The organism is Aeromonas sp. s1(2024) (genome assembly GCF_040908005.1).
Taxonomy (GTDB): Bacteria; Pseudomonadota; Gammaproteobacteria; order Enterobacterales; family Aeromonadaceae; genus Aeromonas; species Aeromonas caviae.
Map to the genome: position 1 here is coordinate 54481 of NZ_JBFOCW010000059.1, position 26545 is coordinate 81025.

The following is a 26545-nucleotide window of genomic DNA, read 5'->3' on the forward strand; positions in this document are numbered from 1 at the left end:
TGACCGCGAGGTACGCGGCTGATGGGCGGGGTTCTGTGGAATATCGGCGCCTTCATCGTGGCCCTCGGGCTGCTGGTGGCGGTGCATGAATTTGGCCACTTCTGGGTGGCTCGTCGTTGCGGCGTCAAGGTGGAGCGCTTCTCCATCGGCTTTGGCAAGGCCATCTGGCGTCGCCTTGGCAAGGATGGCACCGAATACGTGCTGGCCCTGATCCCCCTTGGCGGTTACGTCAAGATGCTGGATGGCCGGGTCGACGAACTCAAGCCGGGGGAGGAGGCGCAGGCCTTCAACCACAAGAGCGTCTGGGCCCGGATGGCCATCGTCGCGGCCGGCCCCATGGCGAACTTCGTGTTCGCCCTGTTCGCCTTCTGGCTGATGTTCATGATAGGGGTGCCGAGCGTCAAACCCGTGGTGGGCGAGGTGCGTCCCGCCTCCATCGTGGCAGAGGCCGGCATCCTGCCAGGCATGGAGATCGTCGGCGTCGGCGGCGAGGAGACCGGTGACTGGGAGAGCGTCACCTACGCCCTCATCAGCCACCTTGGCGATGACTCGGTCCAGCTCAAGCTCAAGGCGGCCAACACCAGCTATGCAGTGGACAAGACCCTGCAGCTGGCAGGTTGGAAATTCGATCCGGACAAAGAGTCACCCATCGGGAGCCTCGGGATAGTGCCCCTCGGTGGCAAGGTGCTGCCCGTGGTGGAGGCCGTGGTGCCATCGAGCGCCAGCGAGAAGGCCGGCCTTCAGATAGGGGATCGCATCAAGGGGGTCGATGGAGAGGCCATCACCGAATGGACCCAGTTTGTCGAGCGTGTCCAGCAGTCACCGGCGCAGCCGCTGCAGGTGACGGTGGAGCGCGGGGGCAGCGAGATGACCCTGACCCTGACCCCGGACGGGAAGAAAGTGAAGGGCCAGCTGGTCGGTTTTGTGGGCTTGTCGCCGCAACTGGTTCCATTACCGGATGAGTATCGAACTCTGTTACAGTATGGGCCTTTGCAAGCCCTGTGGCATGGGGTCCAGAAGACCTGGAGCCTGATCACCCTGACCTTCGACATGATAGGCAAGCTGATCGGTGGCATCGTCTCTTTGGACAACCTGAGCGGCCCCATCTCCATCGCCAAGGGGGCCGGCAGCAGCGCCGATTACGGGTTGGTCTATTTCCTCGGATTCCTGGCGCTCATCAGCGTCAACCTGGGGATCATCAACCTGTTCCCCCTGCCGGTGCTCGATGGTGGCCATCTGGTCTATTTCCTCATCGAGGCGATCACCGGCAAGCCGGTATCGGAAAAAATTCAGGAAGTTGGGTTCAGGATAGGCGCCGCCATTCTGATGTTACTGATGGGCATTGCGCTGTTTAATGATTTCGCTCGCCTCTGAGGCCAGAGCATCAACAAGGACACATAAGAACAAAATGGCTGTTAAAAAAGCATTGGTGTTGAGTTGCCTGCTGGGGGCCAGCTTCCTGGCTCAGGCTGCCCCGGCCTCTTTTGTGGTGCAAGACATTCAGGTCGAGGGCCTGCAGCGGGTGACCCTGGGTGCCGCCCTGTTGAATCTGCCGGTGCGGGTCGGTGATTCCGTCGACTCCGTATCCCTGGCGAACGCTATCAAGAAGCTCTATGCCTCCGGCAACTTCGAGGACGTCAAGGTCTATCGCGACGGTCAGGTGCTGCAAGTGGTGGTCAAGGAGCGCCCGACCATCTCCAGCATCGAGTTCTCCGGCAACAAGGACATCAAGGAAGAGCAACTGACCCAGAGCCTGGAATCCTCCGGGATCCGCGTGGGTGATCCGCTTGATCGCACCGTGCTGAGCTCCCTCGAGAAAGGGCTGGAAGATTTCTACTACGGCGTGGGCAAGTACTCCGCCAAGGTCAAGGCCATCGTCACCCCGCTGCCCCGCAACCGGGTCGACCTCAAGTTCACCTTCGTGGAAGGGGAAGCGGCCAAGATCCAGCAGATCAACATCGTCGGCAACAACGTCTTCCCGGAAGAGAAGCTGCTGGCCCAGCTCTCCCTCAAGGACGACGTGCCCTGGTGGAACTTCACCGGCGATCAGCGCTACCAGAAGCAGAAGCTGGCCGGTGACATCGAAGTGCTGCGCTCCTACTACATGGACCGCGGCTACATCCGCTTCACCCAGGAGTCCACCCAGGTCTCCATGACCCCGGACAAGAAGGGGGTCTATGTCACCCTCAACGTCAAGGAAGGGGAGCAGTACAAGGTTTCCGGCATCCAGCTCAAGGGTGACCTCATCGACCGCGGCGGCGAGATGAAGGGCCTCATTCCCATCGAGGCGGGCAGCGTCTACTCCGCCAGTCAGGTGACCCATACCGAAGAGGTGCTCTCCAAGTTCCTCGGCCGTTACGGCTACGCCTATCCGAAAGTGGTCACCTTCCCCCAGATCAACGACCAGACCAAGGAAGTGGAGCTCATCGTCAACGTGGAGCCGGGTCCCCGGGTCTATGTGCGCAACATCAACTTCAGCGGCAACGTCACCACCAAGGACGAAGTGCTGCGTCGCGAGATGCGCCAGATGGAGGGCACCTGGCTCTCCTCCGACAACGTCGAGCAGTCCAAGACCCGTCTCAACCGCCTCGGCTTCTTCGAGACCGCGGAAGTGGACACCAAGCGGGTGCCGGGCAGCGATGACCAGGTCGATCTGGACTTCAAGGTCAAGGAGCAGCCGGCGGGGTCCATCAACGCCGGTATCGGCTACGGCACCGAGTCGGGTCTGAGCCTGCAGGCGGGTCTGCAGCAGGACAACTTCATGGGGACCGGCAAGAAGATCGGCATCAACGCCAGCACCAACGACTACTCCAAGAGCGTCGACCTGAGCTATAACGACCCCTACTTCACCGTGGACGGGGTGAGCCTGGGCGGCCGTCTCTACTACAACAAGTTCAGTGCGGCCGACGCCAACATCGTGGACTACGAGAACACCACCGTCGGTTTCCGTCTCTCCAGCGGCTTCCCGGTCAACGAGAACAACCGTCTCGACTTCAGCCTGGGCTACGAAAACAACAAACTGTCCCAGCCCAACCCCTATGTACAGGTGGACGAGTTCTGGAAGGTCTACAACGGCAATCTGGATGGCGACAACCGCATGGTGTTCAACACCGTGGACGTCACCGCCGGCTGGACCCGCTCCACCCTCAACAAGGGTCAGTTCCCGACCTCCGGTGATCGCCAGCGGGTGAACGCCAAGGTGACGGTGCCCGGCATGGATCTGCAGTACTTCAAGCTCAACGCCGAAGATGCCCACTACTTCCCGTTTGATGCCGATCACAAGTGGGTCATGCTGGCCAAGGCCCGTGCCTCCTACGGCGATGGCTACGGCACCAATGGCGATTACGAGCACGTCCTGCCGTTCTTCGAGAACTACTACGCCGGTGGTTTCGATACCCTGCGTGGCTTCAAGAGCAACACAGTCGGTCCGAAGGCGCTCTACTACTACAACCTGAGCGGCAACGACGTCATCCAGGGCACTGACAGCTCGGTCGGGGGCAACGCCCTGGCGGTGGCCTCGCTGGAAATGATCGTGCCGACGCCCTTTGCCTCCGAGACCTATCAGCCCCAGCTGCGGACCAGTTTCTTCATCGACGCCGGTTCCGTGTGGGATACCCACTTCGACTACAGCCAGTATCAGAACCGTTGCTTCAGTGGTTGCAACTATCTGATGGACTACTCCGACCCGAGCAACATCCGGATGTCGACCGGTCTGTCGCTGCAGTGGCTCTCTCCCATGGGCCCGCTGGTGTTCGTGCTGGCAAGACCAATCAAGAAATACGAAGGGGACGACACCGAAGTCTTCTCCTTCAACATCGGCCGTACCTTCTAAGGGAAGCGGACGCCCCCCCGCCATGGCGGGGGGAAGCATGATGGGTCGCGCATTTGCGCGCCTCACCAGGTAACAAGACGATCTCGTGGATCGCTTGCACAATCAGGTAAATCAGGTAGCCCTCGACCGAGGGACCAAGGAGTAAGTGTGAATAAAGCGTTGAAAGTAGCTGGTTTGAGCTTTGCACTGATGGCTGCCGGCATGGGTTCTGCCTTCGCTGAGACCAAGATTGCCGTGGTCGACATGGGCGAAGTCTTCCAAAAGCTGCCCCAGCGTGAAGCCGTTGCCAAGAAGCTGAAGGGTGAGTTCGAGCCGCGCATGCGTGAACTGCAGAAGCTGGAGTCTGACGGTCAGGCACTGGTCGAGAAGTTCAAGAAGGACGAAGCCTTCATGAGCGCCGAGCAGAAGAAGCAGAGCCAGGAGAAGCTGGCCAAGCTGCAGATGGAGTTCAACCAGAAGCGTCAGGCGTTTGAACAGGACAACGGTCGCCGTCAGTCCGAAGAGCGCAACAAGATCCTGACCAAGGTGCAGGCTGCCATTGACGCCATCGCCAAGAGCAATGGCTACGATCTGGTGCTGGAGCGCAATGCAGCGCCCTATGCAGCCAGCAAGCTGGACATCTCCGGCCAGGTTATTTCTCAGGTTAGCAAGAGCAACTAATTGATGGCATTCACTCTCGCACAGCTGGCCCAGCAACTGGGGGCCGAGGTCCATGGGGATGGGACCCGGGAAATTCGCAAGGTCGCGACACTGGAAAAAGCCGGGGAGGGGGAGATAGCCTTCCTGTCCAACAAGAAGTACCGGCATTTTCTGGAGCAGAGCAAGGCCACTGCCGTGCTCATCACCGAGGCAGACCTGCCGTTTTGCCCCACCAACGCCCTGGTGCTCAAGGACCCCTACGTGGGCTTTGCACGGGTTGCCCAACTGCTGGACACCACCCCGCAGCCGGCCATGGATATCCATCCGAGCGCCGTCATCGCGGCGGACGTGCAACTGGGCGAGAGAGTGGCCATCGGTGCCAATGCTGTGATCGAATCCGGCGTCGTGCTGGGTGACGATGTGCGTATCGGCCCGGGCTGTTTCGTTGGCAAGGATACCCGACTGGGAGCGCGCTCCCGGTTGTGGGCCAACGTCACCCTCTATCACAACGTGACCCTGGGCACGGACTGTCTGGTACAGGCCGGAACCGTGATCGGGGCAGACGGTTTCGGTTATGCCAACGAGCGCGGCGAGTGGATCAAGATCCCCCAGCTTGGTGGCGTGACCATCGGCAACCGGGTCGAGATCGGTGCCTGCACCACCATCGACCGCGGTGCGCTGGAAGATACCCGCATCGCTGACAACGTCATCATCGACAACCAGTGCCAGATCGCCCACAACGTCGAGATCGGCTACGGCACTGCCGTGGCGGGCTCCACCGTGATGGCCGGTAGTCTCAAGGTCGGCAAATACTGTATCATTGGTGGTGCCTCCGTCTTTAACGGGCACATGGAGATCTGCGACCAGGCCACCGTCACCGGCATGGCCATGGTGATGCGTCCCATCACCGAGCCCGGTATCTACTCTTCCGGCATCCCCCTGCAAACCAATAAAGAGTGGCGCAAGACCGCCGCCCGGGTGATGCGTATCGAAGAGATGCACAAGCGGTTGAGCAAGCTTGAGAAAAAGCTGGATCAAGAATAATCACGATTGGTATAGGGTACTGTTTTGACTACTGAAAAGAAGAGCCTGGGCATCCAGGAAATCATGGATCTGCTGCCCCACCGTTATCCGTTCCTGATGGTGGACAAGGTGGAAAACTACGAGATCAGCGATGAGCGCAAGACCCTGCGCGCCATCAAGAACGTCTCGTTCAACGAGCCGATCTTCCAGGGCCACTTCCCGGCCAAGCCGGTCTTCCCCGGCGTGCTGATCCTGGAAGCCATGGCCCAGGCCACCGGTATCCTGGCCTTCACCATGGTGGGCAAGCCGTCCCCCAACGAGCTTTATTACTTTGCCTCCATCGACAATGCCCGCTTCAAGCGCCCGGTGGGCCCCGGCGATCAGCTGGTGCTGGATGTGGAGTTCCTGAAGGAGCGTCGCGGCATCGCCAAGTTCACCGGTGTCGCCACCGTCGACGGTGAAGTGGTCTGTACTGCCGAACTGATGTGCGCCAAGCGCGAGGTATAACCGTGATCGATCAGACTGCCATCATCCACGACACCGCCATCGTCCATGAGTCTGCCGTCATCGGCAAAGGGGTTGAAATCGGCCCCTTCACCGTCATCGGCGCCGAGGTGGAAATCGGTGACAACACCTGGGTGAGCTCCCACGTGGTGATCAAGGGCCCGACCAAGATTGGTCGCGGCAACAAGATCTTCCAGCACACCTCCATCGGTGAGGATTGCCAGGACAAGAAGTACGCCGGCGAGCGCACCTTCCTCGAGATCGGCGACAACAACGTGTTTCGCGAGAACTGCACCGTGCACCGCGGTACCACCCAGGACCAGAGCCTGACCAAGGTGGGTAGCGGCAACCTGTTCATGGTCAACGTTCACGTGGCCCACGACTGCGTCATCGGTGACAACTGCATCTTCGCCAACAACGCCACCCTGGCGGGCCATGTGCACATCGGTGACTTCGTGATCTTCGGCGGTCTGTCTGCCATTCACCAGTTCGGCCGCGTCGGCTCCCACGCCTTCGTCGGCGGCTGCGCTGCCCTGAACAAGGACGTGCCGCCCTACGTGATGGCCGCCGGCAACTACGCCAAGCCGTTCGGGGTCAACTCCGAAGGCCTGCGTCGTCGTGGCTTCAGCGCCGAGGCGATCTCTGCCGTCAAGCGCGCCTACAAGGAGATCTTCCGCTCCGGCAAGACCATTGAAGAGGTGTTGCCCGTGCTGAGCGAGATGGCCCAGAGCGAACCGGCCATCCAGCTCTATGTGGATTTCCTCAAGGACAACGAGCGCGGGATCATCCGTGCCTGATCCCATTCGCATCGGCATCGTCGCCGGAGAGACCTCCGGCGACATCCTGGCCGCAGGGCTGGTGCGCGAACTGCAAGCCCGCTACCCGGATGCGCAGTTCGAAGGGATCGCCGGGCCGCGGATGCAGGCTCTCGGCGTGAAGGCGCTGTTCGAGATGGAGGAGCTCTCCGTCATGGGCATCACCGAGGTGCTGGGCCGTCTGCCCCGCATCCTCCAGGTACGCCGCGAACTGCTGCGCCACTTCATCGCCAATCCCCCCGACATCTTCGTCGGTGTGGATGCACCGGATTTCAATATCGGGGTGGAGCTGAAACTGCGCCGCGCCGGTATCAAGACGGTCCACTATGTCAGCCCCTCCGTCTGGGCCTGGCGTCAGGGCCGCATTCACAAGATCAAGGCCGCCACCGACATGGTGCTCGCCTTCCTGCCATTCGAGAAAGCCTTCTACGACCGTTTCGATGCCCCCTGTCGCTTCGTCGGCCACACCATGGCGGACGACATTCCCCTGATCCCGGATCAAGGGGCGGTGCGCGAGGCCCTCGGCATCGATCCCGCCCGTCGCTGGCTGGCGGTGCTGCCGGGGAGTCGCACGGCGGAAGTGGGCTTCATGGCGCCGGTCTTCCTCGAGGCGTGCAAGCACCTGACGGTGCACAACCCGGATCTCGGTTTCATCGTGCCTCTGGTCAACCAGAAACGGCGCGAGCAGTTCCTCGCCATCAAGGCCGAGGTGGCCCCGGAGCTCGACATGGTGCTGCTGGACGGCCAGGGCCGCGAGGCCATGATTGCCGCCGACGTGGTGATGCTCGCCTCCGGCACCGCGGCCCTCGAGGCCATGCTGGTGAAAAAGCCCATGGTGGTCGGTTACAAGCTCAAACCCTTCAGCTACTTGCTGGCCCAGTGGCTGGTGAAGACGGATTATGTCTCCCTGCCGAACCTGCTGGCGGACAAGATGCTGGTGCCCGAGCTCATCCAGCATGAGTGCACCCCGGCCAACCTGGTGGAAGAGGTGAGCAAGCTGCTGGACCATGACAACAGCGAGCTCATCGCCACCTTCACCCGGTTGCACGAGAAGATCCGCTGCAATGCGGATGTGCAGGCAGCGGAAGCGGTTGCCGCGCTGCTGGAACGCTAGTGGGCTCTGCCTGTGTGTCAGGCGTGATGTTGTGCTGATACTGGCCCTGCGGGGCCGGTTTTGATTCAAGGCTATGAGATGACGATCGATATTCCCGAAGACAAGCTGATTGCCGGGGTGGACGAGGTGGGCCGCGGCCCCCTGGTGGGTGACGTGGTCACCGCCGCGGTGATCCTGGATCCTGCCAATCCCATACTTGGCCTCGCCGACTCCAAGAAGCTCTCCGAGAAGAAGCGGCTCGCCCTGTTTGGCGAGATCAAAGAGAAGGCGCTGGCCTATGCCATCGGCCGCGCCAGCCCGGCGGAAATCGACGAGCTCAACATCCTGCACGCCACCATGCTGGCGATGCAGCGCGCCGTGGCGGGGCTCAAGGTGACGCCCGAGCTGGTCTTCATCGACGGCAACCGCTGCCCCAGATTGCCGATGGAGGCCCGCGCCGTGGTCAAGGGTGACAGCCTGGTGGCCGCCATCAGCGCCGCCTCCATCCTCGCCAAGGTGACCCGGGACGCCGAGATGACCGAGCTGGACAGCCGCCATCCCGAGTACGGTTTCGCCCGCCACAAGGGCTACCCGACGGCGGAGCACCTCGCCATTCTGGCCGAACGGGGCCCGCTGCCCGAATACCGTCAGAGCTTCAAGCCGGTGCGCCGCGCCCTGGGGATCGAATAACCGATGCCGATCTGTCTGAACGATTTCTGCTTGCGCAATGAGAGGGCGTGACCATGGCTGATCCCCGCTTCATCCACCTGAGGGTGCACTCCGACTTCTCCATGGTCGACGGCCTGCAGAAGATCGGTCCCATCGTCTCCGCTGCCGCCGCCAACAACATGCCGGCCCTGGCCCTGACGGACCAGATGAACATGTGCGGCCTGGTGCGCTTCTACGGCTCTGCCCACGGCAAGGGGATCAAGCCCCTGGTCGGGGCGGATTTCTGGGTGCAGAGCGACGAGCTTGGGGACGAGCAGTTTCGCCTCACCCTGCTCGCCATGGACAACGACGGCTACCAGAACATCACCCTGCTCATCTCCCGCGGCTATCAGCGCGGTCATGTGCAGGGGCGCCCCGTCATCGACAAGGCCTGGCTTGGCGAACATGCCAAGGGGGTGATCGTCCTCTCCGGCGGGCGCGAGGGGGATGTGGGCAAGTTCCTGCTCAAGGGCAACCGCCAGATGGTGGAGCATTGCCTCGCCTTCTACCAGACCCACTTCCCGGATGCCTACTACCTGGAGCTGCTGCGTACCGGCCGCCCGGACGAGGAGGTCTACCTCCACATGGCGGTGGCCATTGCCACCGAGTTCGAGCTGCCGGTGGTGGCCACCAACGAGGTGGTGTTCCTCACCGCCGATGACTTCGATGCCCACGAGATCCGGGTCGCCATCCACGACGGCTACACCCTGATGGACAAGCGCCGACCGCGCCGCTACAGCCCCCAGCAGTACCTGCGCAGTCAGGAGGAGATGGCGGAGCTGTTTGCCGACATCCCGGAAGCCCTGGAAAACACGGTGGAAATCGCCAAGCGCTGCAACGTGACGGTGCGCCTTGGCGAGTATTTCCTGCCCAATTTCCCCACCGGCGACATGACCACCGAGGACTTCCTGGTCATGAAGTCGAAGGAAGGGCTGGAGGAGCGGCTCGAATTCCTGTTCCCGGATCCGGCGGTGCGTGCCGAGCGTCGTCCCGAGTATGACGAGCGTCTCGACATCGAGCTCAAAGTGATCAACCAGATGGGCTTCCCGGGTTACTTCCTCATCGTGATGGAGTTTATCCAGTGGTCCAAGGACAACGGCATCCCCGTCGGTCCGGGCCGGGGCTCGGGGGCGGGGTCGCTGGTGGCCTATGCCCTCAAGATCACCGATCTCGATCCGCTGGAATTTGACCTGCTGTTCGAACGTTTCCTGAACCCCGAGCGGGTCTCCATGCCCGACTTCGACGTCGACTTCTGCATGGACAGGCGCGACGAGGTGATCGATCACGTCTCCGAGATGTACGGTCGGGAGGCGGTATCCCAGATCATCACCTTCGGCAGCATGGCGGCCAAGGCGGTGGTACGGGACGTCGGCCGGGTGCTGGGCCACGCCTACGGCTTCGTGGATCGCATCTCCAAGCTGATCCCGCCCGACCCCGGCATGACCCTGGCCAAGGCGTTCGAAGCCGAGCCCAAGTTGCCGGAGCTCTACGAGCAGGACGAGGAGGTCAAGGACCTCATCGACATGGCCCGCCGCCTGGAAGGGGTGGTGCGCAACGCCGGCAAGCACGCCGGTGGCGTGGTGATCGCGCCCACCAAGATCACCGACTTCGCGCCGCTCTATTGCGACGACGAGGGGCATCACCCGGTCACCCAGTTCGACAAGAACGACGTGGAGTACGCGGGCCTGGTGAAGTTCGACTTCCTGGGGCTGCGCACCCTCACCATCATCGATTGGGCCCTTGGCATGATAAACCCCCGTCTTGCCAAAGAGGGCAAGCCGCCGGTGGACATCGCCGCCATCCCCATCGACGACAAGAAGTCGTTCGCCCTCTTGCAGCGTTTCGAGACCACGGCGGTGTTCCAGCTCGAATCCCGCGGCATGAAGGACCTCATCAAGCGGCTGCAGCCCGACTGCTTCGAAGACATGATCGCGCTGGTGGCCCTGTTCCGCCCGGGCCCGCTCCAGTCGGGCATGGTGGACAACTTCATCGAGCGCAAACACGGCAAGGAGGCCATCTCCTACCCGGACGAGAAGTGGCAGCACGAAAGCCTCAAACCCATACTCGAGCCCACCTACGGCATCATCCTCTACCAGGAGCAGGTGATGCAGATCGCCCAGACCCTGGCGGGGTATACCCTGGGTGGCGCGGACATGCTGCGCCGGGCCATGGGCAAGAAAAAACCCGAAGAGATGGCCAAGCAGCGGGCGGGCTTCGAGGAGGGGGCGGTCAAGAACGGCGTCGACGGCGAACTGGCGATGAAGATCTTCGATCTGGTGGAGAAGTTTGCGGGCTACGGCTTCAACAAGTCCCACTCCGCTGCCTATGCGCTGGTCTCCTACCAGACCCTTTGGCTCAAGACCCACTTCCCGGCGGAGTTCATGGCGGCGGTGATGACCGCCGACATGGACAACACCGACAAGATAGTGACCCTGGTGGACGAGTGTCAGCGCATGGGGCTGACTGTGATCCCGCCGGACGTCAACACCGGTCGCTACCGCTTCAGCGTCAACGAGGACGGCCACATCGTCTACGGCATCGGCGCGGTGAAGGGAGTAGGGGAAGGGCCCATCGAGGCGATCCTGGACGCGCGGGATCGGGACGGTCCGTTCCGCGACCTGTTCGATTTCTGCAACCGGGTCGACATCAAGAAGCTCAACAAGCGGGTGATGGAGAAGCTCATCCTCTCCGGCGCCATGGACAGGCTCGGCCCCCACCGCGCCGCCCTGATGGCGACCCTGGAGGAGGCGATGCGCGCCGCCGAGCAGCACGCCAAGGCCCAGGCGGTGGGGCAGGTCGACATGTTCGGCGTGCTCACGGAGGAGATCGACGACGTCAAGAAGGCGTTCGCCAACGTGCCGCACTGGCCCGACAAGGTGTGGCTGGAAGGGGAACGGGAGACCCTCGGGCTCTACCTCACCGGTCACCCCATCAACCAGTACAGCAGCGAGCTGCGGCGCTACACCTCGGGCCGACTGTGCGATCTGCATCCCACCTCCCGGGATACGGTGACCACGGCGGCGGGGTTGGTGATCGCGGCGCGCAGCATGGTGACCAAGCGCGGCAACAAGATGGGGATCTTCACCCTGGACGACAGATCCGGCCGTCTGGATGTGACCCTTTTCAGTGAAGCGCTGGAAAAATACGAAGAATTGATGCAAAAAGACCGTATTTTAGTGGTTTCTGGACAGGTCAGCTTTGATGACTTCTCCGGTGGCCTTAAAATGTCGGCCCGCGAGTTGCTGGATATCAACGATGCGAGGGAGCGTTTTGCCAGGGCAATCCGCATCTCCCTCGATGAACAACGCATTGACGAGCGCTTTTTCCCGCGTTTGTGCGAGATTTTGGAGCCCGCCCGTGCCGGAGTCTGTCCGGTTCAGGTAAACTATCGTCGCCCCGGTTCCCGGGTGCGATTGACGCTCGGTACCGAGTGGCGGGTGACGCCCACCGATCAACTGATAGATGACTTGCGAGTCCTGCTTGGACGAGAGCGGGTTGAATTGGTTTTTGATTAGAGGATCTATTGTCCCTATGAGTCTTTTTCTGGATTTTGAACAGCCGATCGCCGAGTTGCAGGCACAGATCGATGAACTGCGCCATGTGAGCGAGCACAACAGTGCCGTGGATCTCAGCGAAGACATTCGCCGGCTGGAGAAGAAAAACGAAGAGCTGACCAAGAAGATCTTCGGCGATCTGGGTGCCTGGCAGGTATCCCAGATGGCGCGTCATCCCCAGCGCCCCTACACCCTCGACTACATCGAGCAGATCTTCACCGATTTCGACGAGCTGGCCGGGGATCGCGCCTATGCCGATGACAAGGCCATCGTCGGCGGCATCGCCCGTCTCGACGGCGAGCCCGTGATGATCATCGGTCACCAGAAGGGGCGCGAGACCAAGGAGAAGATCAAGCGCAACTTCGGTATGCCGCGCCCGGAAGGGTACCGCAAGGCCCTGCGCCTGATGGAGATGGCCGAGCGCTTCAAGATGCCGATCATCACCTTCATCGACACCCCGGGTGCCTACCCCGGCGTGGGTGCCGAGGAGCGTGGCCAGTCCGAAGCCATCGCCCGCAACCTGAAAGTCATGGCCGGCCTGACCGTGCCGGTGGTCTGCACCGTGATCGGTGAAGGCGGCTCCGGCGGCGCTCTCGCCATCGGCGTGGGCGATCGGGTCAACATGCTGCAATACTCCACCTACTCCGTCATCTCCCCGGAAGGGTGCGCCTCCATCTTGTGGAAGAGCGCCGAGAAGGCCTCGGTGGCGGCGGATGCCATGGGCATTACCGCCCAGCGCCTGAAGGAGCTGAAGCTCATCGACAACATCGTCGAGGAGCCCCTCGGCGGTGCCCACCGCGACGTGGAGAAGATGGCCAAGCACCTGAAAGCGCGCATCAAGCAGGATCTGGATGCCCTGCGCCCCCTCGACAGCGAGCAACTGCTGGAGCAGCGCTACCAGCGTCTGCTGGGTTACGGCTACTGCTGATCTGCCGCTTCCAATAAAAAGTCCCCGCATGCGGGGACTTTTTTTATGGGCGACGTTTGTGGGGGACGCCGGGGCGGGCCTCAGGGGGCGGTCAGCGCCCGTTGCATACGGACGGAAGCACGCCCTCCGGCAGGGCTCAGGGCCCGCCACTCCCGCCACAGCAGCCAGCACAGGGGGGGCGTCAGCAGCAGCACGGTGGCGGGCTGTGCCATCAAGACCCCGTCGCGCCCCCACCAGAGGGGCAGCAGGAAGATGAGGGGCAGTAGCAGCACCGTCTTGGCCACGGAGATGACGAGGGCCTGGCGGGTGCGGGCCATGGCCTGCAACAGCACGATGCCGAACATGACGATCCCCTCCAGGGGCAGGGCAGCGAGGTTGAGGGTCAGGCTGCTGATGGCGGCGGCGAGCAGCTCTGCGTCCTGATCACCGGTGTAGAGCATGGCGACCGGCTGCGGCAGCAGCTGGACAATCAGCCAGACCCCCAGGCCATAGACCAGGGTGATCTTGAGCCCCATCGCCATCAGGAACTGGAGGTCGCGATGGCGCCCGGCCCCGGCTGCCTGGCTCACCAGGGGCTGGATGCCAAACGCCAGTCCCTGCAGGATGACGATGAAGACCGCCTCCGTGTATCCCGCCACGGTGAAGCCCGCCAGATCCTTGACCGTGCCGTGCACCATCAGCTGGCTGTTGTGCAGCAGCAACAGCAGCCCCAGATTGAACTGGGCGATGAGGCTCGGCAGCCCGGTGAAGAGCAGGCCGGGCATGGCCGGGAAGCGGGGCACCAGCTGGCACCAGGTCAGCCGCAACCGGGCGTGGCGGGTGAAGAAGTACCCCAGGCCGAGCAGGCTGACCATGGCCTCCGAGAGGAGGGTGGCCTGGGCCGTGCCAGTGAGGCCGAGCCCGAGCCGGCCCACCATGATGTAGTTGAGCAGGATGTTGAGGAGGGCGCCGCCGCTCACCAGTACCATGGCGAGGCGAGGGCGGCCGTCGTTGCGAAGCAGGTAGGGCACCGCCAGGTTGCTGGCGAGCAGCAGGGTGCCACCGCCAATCCAGGTGAGGTAGTCGCTGGCCTGCTGCCAGGTGTCGGTGCCGGGGGCCATTCCCAGGGCCTGCAGGATATCGGTGTGCCAGTGGTGCAGCAGCAGCGGCGCTACCGTGCCCAGGATCAGCAGCAGCCAGAGGGCGCTGACCAGAGCCTGGCGGGCCAGAGCGAGGTTCCTGGCGCCCTGCTGGAAGGAGATGGCGGTGGCGGCCCCCATGGCGATCATGGCGGCGAGGCCGATGAGCACCATGATGACCGGATAGACCAGGTTGATGCCGGCAAGGCCGGCGGCCCCCACGTAGTGGCCGACGAAGATGCCGTCCACCAGGTAGTAGGCGCCGGAGACCAGCATGGCCATGACGGAGGGGAGGGCATAGCCCCAGAAACGGCGGGCCATGGCCCGTTGACGCAGACGGAAGTAGGCGGACATATCTGTACTCGGGAAAAGGGCCGGAATCGAGCAGACAGTCTAGTTTCTTATGGTTTAATTGATAATCAGGCCTTCATTTGATGCATTACTGAATGCGGCTCATCAATCAACGGATCCTGTGATACTCCTTCAGCATGTCGATCAGGGCTCGCAGCCCTTGCCCCAGCTGGTGCCGGCCCGGATAGAAGAGGTTGAACCCGGCAAAGCTGGGGCTCCAGTCATCCAGCACGCTCACCAGCCGCCCCGATGCCAGGGCGTCGAACACCTCCCCTTCATGGCAGTAGGCGAGCCCGAGCCCAGCCTCGGCCGCCCCCAGGTAGAGCGCGGGCGTGCTGGTGGTGAGCGGGCCCGTCACTTCGATCTCAAGCAGTTCCCCCTCGGCGGCAAAGGCCCAGCGATAGTGGTGATGGGGCGTGAGCCGATAACCGATGCAGTCGTGCTGGCGCAGATCCGAGGGGTGGCGAGGGGTGCCACGCCGTGCCAGATAGTCGGGGGAGCCCACCACCAGATAGCGCTGCTGCGGGCCCAGGGGAACCGAGATCATCTCCTGGGGCAGCAGGTCGCCATAGAAGAGGGCGGCGTCGTAGCCATCCTCGATGAGGCGGGGCATCAGCTCCAGCTCCTCCACCTCCACCTGCATGCGCGGGTAGCGCACCAGATAGTCGATGAGTACCGGGGCCAGCACCTCCTGGATGGCGGCTCGGGGGGCACAGAGCCTGAGCCTGCCCACGGGTTCGCCCGCGTGGCGCGTCAGCTCCGCCAGCGCCGCCTCCAGCTGCCCCAGGGTTGGCAGCACCTGGGCCAGCAGCCGTTCGCCCGCCTCGGTCGGCACCACGGCCCGGGTGCTGCGATTGAGCAGCCTGACGGCCAGGCGACTCTCCAGCCCTTTGAGGGCATGACTCAGGGCCGAGGCGGAGACCCCGAGCTCGAGGGCGGCCTTGCTGAAACTGCGGTGACGGGCGACGGCGGCAAACACGGCCAGCTCGGCGAGATCGGTGCGGGAGAGGGTCATGGTCGGTACGCAGAAAAGGGGCGGACACAAAGGGTACGCCATGGGGCGACGGGAGACAATCGGGGGGCAATGAGGGGGTTGTGACAAAATTGTTTCGCGTTTCAAGGGTGAGGTGGATCACACTAAAAAGTTTATATGTTAAAAAAAAATCGCAATATGGCGATTCAAGTGTGATCTGAAGCGACGGAAAGGCGATTCCAATCAAACTTTGGTTGATTAATTCAAAAAAACGCTGTGATTAATAGGGCCTTTTAACTAGAGTCATCTCATCGGATGAGGTGAGCGTTATCCCGTTGTTAACGAGCGAGCACGATCCCCTCTGTATTACGACTCCCCGCCCGTGTTTGTTGCAATCAGGTTGCCACAGGGAGTGGCGGCCGGATGGCCGGGGCGGAGGAACAAACAGGACGAATAGCTGGAGTTCCAGGGAAAGGAACCGGGCCCAGGCCCACTGACAAGTTAAGATCCCACTTTCCTTGATGACAGGAACACCCCTATGTCTGACATGAACATTGCAGTTGAAGGCAGCTTGAGCAAAGCCTCCTCCCGTGGCATCAACAAGGCCGACGTGGTCTGGATGCTGGGTCTGTACGGTACCGCCATCGGCGCCGGTGTCCTCTTCCTGCCGATCAATGCCGGTGTCGGTGGCCTGTGGCCGCTGGTCGCCATGCTGATCCTGGCCCTGCCGCTGACCTTCTTCGCCCACCGTGGCCTGACCCGCTTCGTGCTGTCCGGCTCCACCCGTGACGGCGACATCACCGAGGTGGTGGAAGAGCACTTCGGCAAGACCGCAGGCAAGTTCATCACCCTGCTCTACTTCTTCGCCATCTATCCCATCCTGCTGATGTACTCCGTGGCCATTACCAACACCGTCGAGAGCCTGATGGTGCACCAGCTGGGCATGACGGCACCTCCCCGTGCCATCCTCTCCCTGGTGCTGATCCTGGGTCTGATGGCGATCGTTCGTCTGGGCGGCCAGGTCATCGTCAAGGCGATGAGCGTGCTGGTCTTCCCGTTCGTGGTCACCCTGATGGGCCTGGCGCTCTACCTGATCCCGCACTGGAACGGTGCCATCATCACCGAAGCCCCTGCGCTGGGTGAGGCCTTCAACGGCGACTTCATCAAGACCCTGTGGCTGGCCATCCCGGTGATGGTGTTCTCCTTCAACCACTCCCCGATCATCTCCTCCTTCGCGGTGGACAACAAAGGCCGCTACGGCGCCAACGCCGAGAAGAAGTGCAGCAACATCCTGCTGGGCGCCCACGTCATGATGGTGATGACGGTAATGTTCTTCGTGTTCAGCTGCGTGCTGAGCCTCTCCCCGGCTGACCTGGCGGCGGCCAAGGAGCAGAACATCTCCATCCTCTCCTACCTGGCCAACCACTTCGACAACCCGGTGATCGCCACCGTGGCACCGCTCATCGCCATGGTTGCCATCAGCAAGTCCTTCCTGGGTCACTACCTGGGTGCGCAAGAGGGCATGAACGGCCTGATGGCCAAGTCCCTGCGCGAGAAGGGCAAGAACGTCGACGTCAAGCAGCTGAACAAGGTGACCGCGGTCTTCATGATCCTGACCACCTGGGCCGTGGCCACCATCAACCCGAGCATCCTCGGCATGATCGAAGATCTGGGCGGCCCCATCATCGCCATGCTGCTCTTCCTGATGCCGATGTACGCCATCGCCAAGGTACCGGCCATGCGCAAATATGCCGGCAACCTCAGCAACGGCTTCGTCACCCTCATCGGCCTCATCGCCATGTCCGGCATCATCTACAAGCTGATTGCCTGATGACAGCGTTCATCCCTGTGAGAAAGCCGCCCCCCGGGGCGGTTTTTTATGGGCACAAATGCTTAACAAAGCGGTGGTGGCGGCCTAACATGGCGGGATGTTTTTCTAGACGGGACAACAGGATATGTCTGGGTTGAAAAAGGATCTCGGGCTCTGGCAGGGGATGGGGCTGCTCGCCACCTCCCTGCTCGGTACCGGGATCTTCGTGGTACCGGCCACCGCCGCCTCGCTGGCGGGAGGGGCGTCGCTGTGGGCCTGGTTGCTGCTGATTGCTCTGGTGCTGCCCATCGCCTTTACCTTCGCCCGCCTTGGGCGGCGTTATCCCCACGCGGGTGGCGCCCCCCATCTGATTGGCCTCGCCTTTGGCAACGGCGCCGAGCGCTTCTCCGCTTTCCTGTTTCTGGCGGTGCTGCCGGTGGGCCTGCCTGCCGCCCTCACCATCGCCGCCGGTTTCTGGCACGCCCTGTTCGACATGGGGGAGTGGACCCTCTGGGGTATCCAGCTGCTCACCCTGCTCGGGGTCTTTCTGCTGGGGCTGCGGGGAGCGCGCTCCTCCGGCAACCTGCAACTGCTGATCGCCCTGGCCATTCTGGGGCTCACCCTGCTTATCTGGGTCAAGGGGGATCTCAGCTGGCGCGATGCCGCCCAGCCTCTGCCAACGGCGAGCGAGTGGCCCGCCATGGGCTCGGCGCTGGCGGTGATGTTCTGGTGCTTCGTGGGGCTCGAGGCCTTCGCCCACATGGGGGAGGAGTTCAAGCGGCCGGAGCGGGACTACCCCCTTGCCCTGCTGGGGGGCGTGCTGCTGGCGGGGCTCATCTACTGGGTGCACTCCCTGGTGGTGCTCAAATATGACCTCTACGGGGACGAGGCGACCAATGCCACCGCCATTCCGGCCCTGCTCTCCCTGCTGTTCGGCCCCACCGCCAAGTGGCTGGTGGCGGTGCTGGGCTATCTCTCCTGCTTCGCCAGCATCAACATCTACCTGCAAGGTTTTGCGCGCCTTATCTGGAGCATGGCGCGGGAGGGCAAACTGCCGGTCTCCCTCTCTCGCCTCTCGGCCCGGGGCGCTCCCCTGCATGCCCTTGCCTGGGTGCTCGCCATCTGTTTCGTCTCCATCACCCTGATCCTCTGGCTGCGTCTGCCCCTCGATGCGCTGATCCGCTACGCCAACGGCAACTTCGTGCTGGTCTATCTGCTCTGCATGGCGGCGGGCTGGCGCTTGCTGTCGGGGACCGGCAAGGGGTTGGCGGGCCTCAGCGTGCTGCTCTGCACCCTGGTGCTGCTGGCCCTCGCCACCCAGGTGCTCTATGCCGTCGTGCTGAGTCTGGGGTATGGCGGCTTCTCCCTGTGGCGGCGCAGACGCCGCCGCTCGGCGTCCGATGACGGTGTCTGCGCCATCAAGTAACTCCCGAAAAAAAGCCCCGCAGTGCGGGGCTTTTTGTTGCTGGTCACAGGCTGGCGGGCAGGTCGCTGCGCAAGATGGCGTAGTGGCGCAGGGAGATGAAGCCATCCCCCTTGCGCTCGCACTCCCGCGCCGTGCCCTCGTAGTGAAAACCGGCCCTCTCCAGCAGGCGGGCTGAGGGGAGGTTGGGCTCCTCCACCACTGCCAGCAGCCGGTGCAGGTCGGTGGTGCGGTAAGTGAGCGGGAGCCAGAGTTGCAGCGCCGCGCTCATCACCCCTTTGCCCCAGTGTTCGGGATAGAGCCAGTAGCCCAGCTCGGCACACCGGTGAGTCGGGTCGGCATTGTTGTAGCCGATGGCCCCCAGCGGCTCGCCCGAGAGTCGGTCGCGAATGAGATGCCAGGCGCCACGGCCGGTGCGGGTCAGCTCGGCATACCAATCCATCTGTGCCCGGCATGCCGCCAGGCTGTCGTAGCTGACGCCGTAGTAGGCGACGACCCGGGGATCGGAGAGGCCGCGATAGATGTGAGGCAGGTCGGTATCGCTGACGGGATCCAGCCTGATGTGGGGTGGTGCTGATGTCATGATGACTCCTTGCGGCCATCCGTGGCTGGCCGCGTGTGTTGCGTCATAAGAGATGGATGATCCGGGCTGGCGTCAGGCAAATCCGAGCCGCTCGGCAAGGCGCGCCAGCTCGTCACGCCACTGCTGCTGCAGGCGCGGGGTCTGGTGCCTGGGCTTGCGGGCCAGATCGGCGGCGAGCAGGGCATCGAGCTCATACCAGCGCGCCAGCAGCGCCTCTTCGTCATCCCCCGTGGCGGCCGAGGCCTGCGGGTCACCTGATCGAGCCGGGCTGCCCGCCTGCGGCAAGGGGGCATCGCCCAGCAGCTCGGCATAGGCCCGTTCGGCACTGTGGGCCTCCTGGATGCGCCCGTCCTGTATCAGCCAGAAGCGGTTGCAACTGCGCTCGATCAGCTCCCGGTCGTGGGAGACCAGCAGCACGCCCCCCGGGAAGGCGGCAATCGCCTCGGCCAGCTCCTCCTTGCCCGCCAGATCCAGGTGGTTGGTGGGTTCGTCGAGCCAGAGCATATGGTGGCTGCCGAGGGACAGGGCGAGAAACAGCAGCCGTGCCCGCTCGCCCCCGCTCAGGGTGTGCACCTGCTGGCCGTGGCGGGCATAGGGGAAGCCCGCCCGGATCAGCGCCTGTCGCCGCGTCACCTCAGGCAGAGGGGCCAGGGGGTAGAGGGCGTCGCTCAGGGTGGCGTCGTCAGCCAGCTGCTGCAGGGACTGATCGTAGTAGGCGATGCTCGCGCCGGGGTGGCAGTACCAGCCCGCCTGCGGACTCTGCATGGTCAGTTCGCGCCAGCACTGGCGCAGCAGGGAGGACTTGCCGGTGCCGTTGGCACCGAGCAGGGCGACCCTATCCCCCGCTCGCAGCCAGAGCCCCTCGGCACGCAGCAGCGGCGGCAGTGCCGGTGCCGGCGATACGTCGAGGGCCTCCAGTCGTAGCAGGGTGTCGGCGGGCAGGCTCACTCCGCGCAGCTCGAGCCGCCAGGGGGCCAGCGCCGCCACCTGGCTCTGCTCCTCCTGCAGGCGGGCGATGCGTTTTTCCATGGACTTGGCCTGGCGCACCAGCTTCTCGTTGTCATATTCGCGCCCCCAGATGGCGAGGCGCTTGCTGCTGGCGCTCAGGCGGTCTATCTCCTTTTGCTCGTCCGCCCGGCGCAGGCGGGCCTGCTCATCCTCGGCGGCCAGCGCCGCCCGCGCCTGGCTGCAGGGCAGGGCGAAGCGGTGCAACTGGCCGTCTCGCAGGATCAGGGTCTGATCCGTGACGCTGTCCAGCAGGCGACCGTCGTGGGAAACCAGCACGAAGGCGCCGCGCCAGCCCAGCAGAAACTGCTCGAGCCAGAGCAGGGCGGGCAAGTCCAGGTGGTTGCTGGGCTCATCGAGCAGTAGCAGGTTGGGTTGGCGCAGCAGGGCGCGGCCTATCTGCAGCCGGCTGTGCTGGCCACCGCTCAGTGCACTGACCGGCAACGTGGCCTGTGCCTCCAGCTGCAGTTCGGCCAGCAGCTTGTCCACCTGCCATTCGGCGGCGGGGTCGTTGCCCAGGGCATCCAGCAGCACGGCGCGGGTGCTGAGGGTGGAAAGCCCGGCGGGCAGTTGCTGGGCCACGAACTCGCAGCGGCAGGCGGCGGCCTGCACGACCCGGCCGGCCTGGGGCGTGCGCTCGCCCGCCAGCAGCGCGAGCAATGTGCTCTTGCCGCAGCCGTTGGCGCCAATCAGGCCGAGTCGGTCGCCTGCGCGAATGCCGAGTTCGAGGTGATCAAATAAGGGAAGGTGCCCCGCACTCATCTGCAGGGAATGGGTACTCATCAGGGTTGTCATGCTCTTGCTCTCTTAAATCGCGGGATGGGAAATCCCTGTCATCAGGAGCGCTGGCGACAACGGCAGAGTCGAGAAAGGTCTCGGTATGGAAGGGAGTCGGCTTTGCTCGAACCCGCTATCGCAGCGCGATGGTATGCAGGCAAGAGCACTTGAATGTGCCGAACAGGCGAGCCGAGAACATCGGACACGCTTGGATAACCATTTTTTACCTCCTTGTGTTTCGTTATGGCAGGGTGCGGCGATTATAGGCACAGAAAAAAACAGTCGTCCATCCGCCCTGTGGGGGGCCGTGGGCACCGCATCGGGAGGCGCGGGGTAAAAAACGCCCCGTGATACGGGGCGTGGGGGTTGTCAGTCGCGGGGGGTCTTGAGGGCCTCAATCACATCGTCACTGGGGGCCAGTCCCTCAACGTGGTTGAAGCTCTCCAGCCCCTCCTGGGGATTGATGGTGAGGGCGTCGGCGCTCAGGTAGCTGCCGCTGCCGACGCTCTCCACCACGACGATGACTTCAGGCTGCTTGTCGCCGTTGAGATCCAGCAGCTTGATCTCCTTGATACTGCCATCGCGCGACAGCACCTTGCCGTCGATGAACTGATCCAGCGGAAACTGCGGGTTGGCACCGGAGTAGAGGCGCACGTCGTAGCTGCCGGTGGAGGCGGGCTCGCCGCGCCCTTCGCTGACGGTCACCACCTGGCCGGAGGGGAGTGTCAGCTGTTTGAAGAAGCCGTCCGCCGCCTGGCTGGCGAGGGGCAGGGTGAGCAGGCCGAGAGTAAGGAATAAGGCTTTCATGAAGAGGACCCTTGTTGCTGCTTGTGTGTCTGTGACGGGCAGGGGGCCGCTGGTCGGCCGCCCCCTGCCCGGGTTGTCATCACCATATCTTGACCCGTTTGGCCGGGTCCAGATAGAGCTTGTCGCCGGGCTGGATCTTGAACGCCTCGTAGAAGGCGGGGATGTTCGGTACCACGCCGTTGACCCGGTATTCCGGCGGCGAGTGGGGATCCGAGGCGAGCAGCATCTGCATCAGCTCGGGGCGATACATGCCCTTCCACACCTGGGCCCAGCCGAGGAAGAAGCGCTGCTCGCCGGTAAAACCGTCCAGCACCGGGGCCTCCTTGCCATCCAGGGAGAGCAGGTAGGCCTTGTGGGCGATGGTGAGGCCGCCGAGATCGCCGATGTTCTCCCCCAGGGTAAACTGGCCGTTGACGTACTGGCCCTTGATGGGCTCGAAGCGGTTGTACTGGGCCACCAGCCGGCTGGTGCGAAAGCGAAACTCCTTGAGATCCGCCGGCGTCCACCAGTCGCGCATCACGCCGTCACCGTCGGATTTGGCCCCCTGATCATCAAAACCGTGGCCCATCTCGTGGCCGATCACCCCGCCGATGGCGCCGTAGTTGACCGCATCGTCCGCCGTCATGTCGAAGAAGGGGGGCTGCAAAATGGCGGCCGGGAAGACGATCTCGTTGTTGCTCGGGTTGTAGTAGGCGTTCACCGTCTGGGGCGACATGTGCCACTCGTCCCGATCGACCGGCTTGCCGAGGCGCGCCAGGTTGTCGGCGTATTCGAAGGCGCGGGCCCGCTGCAGGTTGCCCACCAGATCGTCGGGGCGAATGGTGATGGCGCTGTAGTCCTTCCACTTGTCCGGGTAGCCTATCTTGGGTCTGAACTTGGCGAGCTTCTCGAGGGCCTGGGTCTTGGTGGCCGGGGACATCCAGTCCAGCTCCTGGATGCTCTGGCCGTAGGCGGTGCGCAGGTTCTCCACCAGCTGCTCCATACGGGCCTTGGCCGCTGGCGGGAAGTAGCGCTCGACATAGAGCTTGCCCACCGCCTCCCCCAGGTTGTTGTCCAGTACCCCGAGGGCCCGCTCCCAGGGGGCGCGCTGCTTGGGCGTGCCGCTCAGGGCGGTGCCGAAGAAGGCAAAATTCTGGGCATCGGTCTGGCTGTCGAGGTAGGGGGCGTAATCGGTGATGAGCTGCCACTTGAGGTAGGCCTGCCAGTCAGCGACCGGGGTCTGCTGCATCACCTCGTTCAGGGCCGAGAGATAGGTGGGCTGGCCGATGACCAGGCTCTGCTGCTCCGCAAGGCCGGCCTGGGCCAGGTAGGCGTCCCAGTCGATGGCGGGGGCGAGGCGCCCCAGCTCGCTCACCGGTCCCTTGTTGTAGTTCTTCTCTCTGTCCCGCAGGGCCACGTTGTCCCACTGGATCTGGGCGAGCCTGGTCTCGAGGGCCAGGATGCGTTTCGCCTTGGCCTGGGCATCCGTCTCACCGAAGCGGGTCAGCATGGCGGCGATGTGTTGCTCGTACTTGTGCAGCAGCGCCTGGCTGTTGGGGTCGCGCTTGAGGTAGTAGTCCCGATCCGGCAGGCCGAGGCCGGCCTGGTAGAGGTAGACGGCATAGCTGTCAGGGGCCTTGGCGTCGGCGTCTATCCAGAAACCGAAGGGGGAGCCGCCACCGGTGCGGGCGCTCTGGGCGAAGGCGCGGGCGAGATCCTGCGGCGTGCTGATCTGCTCTATCTCGCTCAGCATCGGCAGCAGGGGCGTGGTGCCCTTGGCGTTGCGGGCGGCCTGATCCAGATAGCTCTGGTAGAGGTCGTGGATCTGCTGGGCAGGGGTGCCGGCGGCGGCCTTGCCATCCAGCCCCTCCACCAGCACCCGCACGTCCGCCAGGGATTTGTCCCGTAGCAGGTAGAAGGCGCCGTCGGCGGGCCTGTCATCGGGGATCTTGGCAGTGGCGAGCCAGTGGCCGTTCACGTAGCGGAAGAAGTCGTCACCAGGCTTGACGCTGGTGTCCATGTTGGCCAGCGCAAGGCCGGAGTGTTTGTCCGGTTGGTTCGGTGCCTGACTGCAACCGGCCAGCAGGGCCAGCCCGACGAGGGTGGCCAGGATGTGTTTCTTGTTGTTCATTATGGTTTTATTCCAATTCGGGTTATATGGCTTCCTTGCCCACGCAGGGAGCGATTCACTCTAGCAGCCGGGTTAGCGCTTGATAAGCCCGACTCTGCTAAGATCGGCCTGGTCGTATTGGGGAAGCCTATGATTTCTCGTATTTATTCTCGTTTTTGTCAGACCCTGCCCGCGCCGGAAGGTTCCCGCGGTCTGCTGGTGGCTTTCAGCGGCGGGCTCGACTCCACCGTCTTGCTGGTGCTGGCGGCCCGTTTTGCCCGCGCCCACGGCCTCGCCCTGAACGCCCTGCACGTTCATCACGGCCTGAGCCCACATGCCGACGACTGGGTGGCTCACTGCGAAGGGGTGTGCCGGCAACTGGCGGTGCCCCTCATCGTGGAGCGGGTGCAGCTCTGTCGAGGCAACGGGGAGAGCATGGAGGCCCAGGCGCGGGCGGCGCGTTATGAGCGACTCGCCGCCCACCTGGGGGAAGGGGAGTGGCTGCTCACCGCTCACCATCAGGACGATCAGCTGGAGACCCTGCTGCTGGCGCTCAAGCGGGGTGCCGGTCTGCGCGGGCTGGCGGGCATGGTGGCGAGCCAGCCTTTTGCCGCAGGCCATCTGTTGCGCCCCTTGCTCGACATGAGCCGGGCCGAGCTGGCGGAAGCCGCGCAGTCACTTCCTTATGGCTGGGTTGAGGATGAGAGCAACGAGGACCCGAGCTATGACCGCAACTTCCTGCGCCAGCAGATCATCCCCCTGCTCAAGGACCGCTGGCCCGCCATGGCCCGGACGACGGCGCGCACCATGGCCCTGTGCGCCGAGCAGGAGGCGCTCATCAGCGAGCTGGCCGAGGCGGACTGGCAGGCGGTGGGTGAGGGAGAAGGGCTGCGCATTGACGGACTCCTCTCCCTCTCCCCCGTGCGGCGCAACAACCTGCTGCGCCACTGGATCCGCCGTCAGGGGGGAGAGATGCCCTCCCGCGAGCTGCTGGGCCTGCTGTGGCAGGAGGTGGCGCTGGCGCGCGATGACGCCAACCCCAGGCTGAGCCTGCAAGGGTTGGCGTGTCGCCGCTATCAGGGGCGCCTCTACCTGGTGGCGCCGGATCTCGCCCCCCGCGAGGAGGTGCTGCCCATCCGGATGGAAGAGACGCTCACCCTGCCGGACGGGCTCGGGCAGTTCAGGCTCTGGAGAACGGATGGCGAAGGGTTGCGGACACCGAGGGGGGACGAGCCGCTCTCGGTGCGTTTTCAGGTCGCCCCTGGCGTCATGCTGAAACCGGTGGGGCGGGTGGGCAGCCGGCGGCTCAAGAAGCTGCTGCAAGAGTACGGGGTGCCCTCCTGGCAGCGGGGGCGCATTCCCATCCTCTACTACGGTGAACAGGTGGCACTGGTGGCCGGGCTCTTTGTCTGCGACGGATTTCTGGCGCCAGAAGAGGGGGTGGCGTGGGAGTGGCGGCCCCCCGTCACCCCGGATGCAGATTGACATCGCAGAGTGACAGGGGGCCGGGAGGGGAAGGGTGATGCCCTATTCGGGCAGGCCGGAGCCCCCGGCTTTCTTGCGGGCGTAAAGATGAGTATCGGCCGTCTCGTAGAGGCGCTGCACATCCATGCCCGACTGCCAGCTGGCGGCTCCCAGGCTGCACCCCACCGAGAAGGCGCTGAGCTCCTTGTGGCTGTGGAGCACATGTTGCAACCGCAGCCAGACCGGGCGCCAGGCCTCGGGGTCCGCGGGTTGCAGCAGCAGGGCAAACTCGTCCCCGCCGAGGCGAAACGCCTGATCCGTCCCGCGAATGCACCCCTGCAGCAACTGGGCGAAGCGGCTTAGCACCAGGTCGCCCACCGGGTGGCCCCAGGTGTCATTGACCTGCTTGAATCTGTCGAGATCCAGCAGCACCAGCACCAGGCCGTGGGGTTCCCGGCTGTGTTGCTCCACCGCCCGGCCGATGGCCTCGTCGAAGTAGGCGCGATTGCCAAGCCCGGTCAGGTGGTCGAGCCGCACCTGCTGTTCCAGCCGATCCAGCCGCAGATAGAGGGGCAGGGGGAGACTGAACAGCTGATGATATTGCTCAAGCAACCGCCTCTGGCCGTCGCTCAGAGGGTGCTCCAGCTCGTAGTGCAACTGGCCGAGCAACTGCTCGTGTCGTCCCCGCAGCTCGAAGCGATAGGCATGCAGGGTCAGCCTGGCCTGGGGCGGGTGCGAGATGAGGGGATGGGGCTGGCCACAGTCGAACTGGAGCGAGTGGATCCGGACAATGTTTGCCACCCGCTCGGCAAAGATTGCCAGCAGGGCGTCAAGATCCCGTTGCCCCAGCAACTGCTCTATCTGCTGATAGCGGTCCTGCCCGGTCAAGGGCGCAAGCCGCTCCATCTGCTGTACCCACTGCTCTATGCCATGTCCGAAGCCGTTCAATGACGATGTGTTTTCCACGTTACAGCCCTTACACCTCTCCATTCATTGCGCAGGCTCCTGCAAGCCCTGTGCCTAAAATATGTCCGATGAAAAACAAGGGG

20 protein-coding genes are annotated in these 26545 nt (G+C 63.6%); 13 read left to right on the forward strand and 7 right to left on the reverse strand.

Annotation, left to right across the window (positions count from 1 at the left end; all coding sequences use genetic code 11):
• Window positions 1-21: 21 nt before the first annotated feature.
• From rseP to accA, 10 genes are all read left to right on the forward strand, one after another.
• Complete coding sequence (gene rseP / locus AB5Y70_RS13865; RefSeq protein WP_043152308.1) at window positions 22-1374, forward strand: sigma E protease regulator RseP; 1353 nt, start codon at window positions 22-24, stop codon at window positions 1372-1374.
• A gap of 34 nt (window positions 1375-1408) precedes the next feature.
• Window positions 1409-3832: an outer membrane protein assembly factor BamA gene (gene bamA / locus AB5Y70_RS13870; protein ID WP_029313941.1), complete on the forward strand. Its 2424-nt coding sequence runs from the start codon at window positions 1409-1411 to the stop codon at window positions 3830-3832.
• Between the two features lie 147 nt (window positions 3833-3979).
• Entirely contained in the window at window positions 3980-4492 is a 513-nt protein-coding gene (locus AB5Y70_RS13875; RefSeq protein ID WP_029313943.1) for an OmpH family outer membrane protein, read from the forward strand.
• 3 nt (window positions 4493-4495) lie between these two features.
• Complete coding sequence (lpxD, locus tag AB5Y70_RS13880) at window positions 4496-5515, forward strand: UDP-3-O-(3-hydroxymyristoyl)glucosamine N-acyltransferase (RefSeq protein ID WP_039039449.1); 1020 nt, start codon at window positions 4496-4498, stop codon at window positions 5513-5515.
• 24 nt (window positions 5516-5539) lie between these two features.
• Window positions 5540-6001, forward strand: coding sequence for a 3-hydroxyacyl-ACP dehydratase FabZ (gene fabZ, locus AB5Y70_RS13885; protein WP_010673414.1), 462 nt, complete (start codon window positions 5540-5542; stop codon window positions 5999-6001).
• 2 nt (window positions 6002-6003) lie between these two features.
• The gene (gene lpxA / locus AB5Y70_RS13890; RefSeq protein WP_080944202.1) at window positions 6004-6795 is read left to right on the forward strand and encodes an acyl-ACP--UDP-N-acetylglucosamine O-acyltransferase; all 792 of its coding nucleotides are present in this window, start codon (window positions 6004-6006) and stop codon (window positions 6793-6795) included.
• Entirely contained in the window at window positions 6788-7927 is a 1140-nt protein-coding gene (gene lpxB / locus AB5Y70_RS13895; RefSeq protein ID WP_279988935.1) for a lipid-A-disaccharide synthase, read from the forward strand. The genes lpxA and lpxB overlap by 8 nt, the downstream gene beginning before the upstream one ends.
• A 78-nt stretch (window positions 7928-8005) precedes the next feature.
• On the forward strand, window positions 8006-8596 hold the full coding sequence (gene rnhB / locus AB5Y70_RS13900; RefSeq protein WP_039039433.1) for a ribonuclease HII: 591 nt from the start codon (window positions 8006-8008) through the stop codon (window positions 8594-8596).
• Window positions 8597-8649: 53 nt separating this feature from the next.
• Window positions 8650-12129, forward strand: coding sequence for a DNA polymerase III subunit alpha (dnaE, locus tag AB5Y70_RS13905; RefSeq protein WP_039039451.1), 3480 nt, complete (start codon window positions 8650-8652; stop codon window positions 12127-12129).
• A gap of 16 nt (window positions 12130-12145) precedes the next feature.
• The gene (gene accA, locus AB5Y70_RS13910; protein WP_010673419.1) at window positions 12146-13096 is read left to right on the forward strand and encodes an acetyl-CoA carboxylase carboxyl transferase subunit alpha; all 951 of its coding nucleotides are present in this window, start codon (window positions 12146-12148) and stop codon (window positions 13094-13096) included.
• Window positions 13097-13176: 80 nt separating this feature from the next.
• Here accA and AB5Y70_RS13915 read toward each other — a convergent pair whose 3' ends face one another.
• Window positions 13177-14568 (reverse strand): MATE family efflux transporter, encoded by a 1392-nt coding sequence (locus AB5Y70_RS13915; protein WP_041211296.1) that lies wholly within the window; start codon window positions 14566-14568, stop codon window positions 13177-13179.
• A 106-nt stretch (window positions 14569-14674) separates the two neighbouring features.
• Window positions 14675-15580 carry a LysR family transcriptional regulator gene (locus AB5Y70_RS13920; protein WP_039039436.1) on the reverse strand — a complete coding sequence of 302 codons (906 nt, stop codon included), beginning with the start codon at window positions 15578-15580 and terminating at the stop codon, window positions 14675-14677.
• 496 nt (window positions 15581-16076) lie between these two features.
• Between AB5Y70_RS13920 and AB5Y70_RS13925 the strand changes: the two genes are divergently transcribed.
• Both AB5Y70_RS13925 and yjeH read left to right on the forward strand, forming a co-directional pair.
• Entirely contained in the window at window positions 16077-17369 is a 1293-nt protein-coding gene (locus AB5Y70_RS13925) for an HAAAP family serine/threonine permease (RefSeq protein WP_049636279.1), read from the forward strand.
• Between the two features lie 124 nt (window positions 17370-17493).
• Window positions 17494-18774, forward strand: a complete 1281-nt coding sequence (yjeH, locus tag AB5Y70_RS13930) for an L-methionine/branched-chain amino acid transporter (RefSeq protein ID WP_279988938.1) — start codon at window positions 17494-17496, stop codon at window positions 18772-18774.
• 43 nt (window positions 18775-18817) lie between these two features.
• Here yjeH and AB5Y70_RS13935 read toward each other — a convergent pair whose 3' ends face one another.
• From AB5Y70_RS13935 to AB5Y70_RS13950, 4 genes are all read right to left on the reverse strand, one after another.
• Complete coding sequence (locus AB5Y70_RS13935) at window positions 18818-19354, reverse strand: GNAT family N-acetyltransferase (protein ID WP_279988939.1); 537 nt, start codon at window positions 19352-19354, stop codon at window positions 18818-18820.
• A 72-nt stretch (window positions 19355-19426) separates the two neighbouring features.
• Window positions 19427-21154, reverse strand: coding sequence for an ABC-F family ATP-binding cassette domain-containing protein (locus AB5Y70_RS13940; RefSeq protein ID WP_279988940.1), 1728 nt, complete (start codon window positions 21152-21154; stop codon window positions 19427-19429).
• A 351-nt stretch (window positions 21155-21505) separates the two neighbouring features.
• The gene (locus tag AB5Y70_RS13945; protein ID WP_202006989.1) at window positions 21506-21943 is read right to left on the reverse strand and encodes a PliI family lysozyme inhibitor of I-type lysozyme; all 438 of its coding nucleotides are present in this window, start codon (window positions 21941-21943) and stop codon (window positions 21506-21508) included.
• A 79-nt stretch (window positions 21944-22022) separates the two neighbouring features.
• On the reverse strand, window positions 22023-24053 hold the full coding sequence (locus AB5Y70_RS13950) for a M13 family metallopeptidase (protein ID WP_202006987.1): 2031 nt from the start codon (window positions 24051-24053) through the stop codon (window positions 22023-22025).
• 129 nt (window positions 24054-24182) lie between these two features.
• Here AB5Y70_RS13950 and tilS point away from each other — a divergent pair, with 129 nt between their 5' ends.
• Window positions 24183-25517, forward strand: coding sequence for a tRNA lysidine(34) synthetase TilS (tilS, locus tag AB5Y70_RS13955; RefSeq protein WP_113977723.1), 1335 nt, complete (start codon window positions 24183-24185; stop codon window positions 25515-25517).
• A 42-nt stretch (window positions 25518-25559) separates the two neighbouring features.
• Here tilS and AB5Y70_RS13960 read toward each other — a convergent pair whose 3' ends face one another.
• Window positions 25560-26486 (reverse strand): GGDEF domain-containing protein, encoded by a 927-nt coding sequence (locus AB5Y70_RS13960; RefSeq protein WP_039039444.1) that lies wholly within the window; start codon window positions 26484-26486, stop codon window positions 25560-25562.
• Window positions 26487-26545 lie beyond the last annotated feature (59 nt).

Excerpts from the sequence above, each read along its gene's own strand:
- rseP (WP_043152308.1), top strand. The coding sequence starts at position 22 with ATGGGCGGGGTTCTGTGGAATATCGGCGCCTTCATCGTGGCCCTCGGG.
- bamA (WP_029313941.1), top strand. The coding sequence starts at position 1,409 with ATGGCTGTTAAAAAAGCATTGGTGTTGAGTTGCCTGCTGGGGGCCAGC.
- lpxD (WP_039039449.1), top strand. The coding sequence starts at position 4,496 with ATGGCATTCACTCTCGCACAGCTGGCCCAGCAACTGGGGGCCGAGGTC.
- rnhB (WP_039039433.1), top strand. The coding sequence starts at position 8,006 with ATGACGATCGATATTCCCGAAGACAAGCTGATTGCCGGGGTGGACGAG.
- dnaE (WP_039039451.1), top strand. The coding sequence starts at position 8,650 with ATGGCTGATCCCCGCTTCATCCACCTGAGGGTGCACTCCGACTTCTCC.
- accA (WP_010673419.1), top strand. The coding sequence starts at position 12,146 with ATGAGTCTTTTTCTGGATTTTGAACAGCCGATCGCCGAGTTGCAGGCA.
- AB5Y70_RS13915 (WP_041211296.1), bottom strand. The coding sequence starts at position 14,568 with ATGTCCGCCTACTTCCGTCTGCGTCAACGGGCCATGGCCCGCCGTTTC.
- AB5Y70_RS13920 (WP_039039436.1), bottom strand. The coding sequence starts at position 15,580 with ATGACCCTCTCCCGCACCGATCTCGCCGAGCTGGCCGTGTTTGCCGCC.
- AB5Y70_RS13925 (WP_049636279.1), top strand. The coding sequence starts at position 16,077 with ATGTCTGACATGAACATTGCAGTTGAAGGCAGCTTGAGCAAAGCCTCC.
- yjeH (WP_279988938.1), top strand. The coding sequence starts at position 17,494 with ATGTCTGGGTTGAAAAAGGATCTCGGGCTCTGGCAGGGGATGGGGCTG.
- AB5Y70_RS13935 (WP_279988939.1), bottom strand. The coding sequence starts at position 19,354 with ATGACATCAGCACCACCCCACATCAGGCTGGATCCCGTCAGCGATACC.
- AB5Y70_RS13940 (WP_279988940.1), bottom strand. The coding sequence starts at position 21,154 with ATGACAACCCTGATGAGTACCCATTCCCTGCAGATGAGTGCGGGGCAC.
- AB5Y70_RS13945 (WP_202006989.1), bottom strand. The coding sequence starts at position 21,943 with ATGAAAGCCTTATTCCTTACTCTCGGCCTGCTCACCCTGCCCCTCGCC.
- AB5Y70_RS13950 (WP_202006987.1), bottom strand. The coding sequence starts at position 24,053 with ATGAACAACAAGAAACACATCCTGGCCACCCTCGTCGGGCTGGCCCTG.
- tilS (WP_113977723.1), top strand. The coding sequence starts at position 24,183 with ATGATTTCTCGTATTTATTCTCGTTTTTGTCAGACCCTGCCCGCGCCG.
- AB5Y70_RS13960 (WP_039039444.1), bottom strand. The coding sequence starts at position 26,486 with ATGGAGAGGTGTAAGGGCTGTAACGTGGAAAACACATCGTCATTGAAC.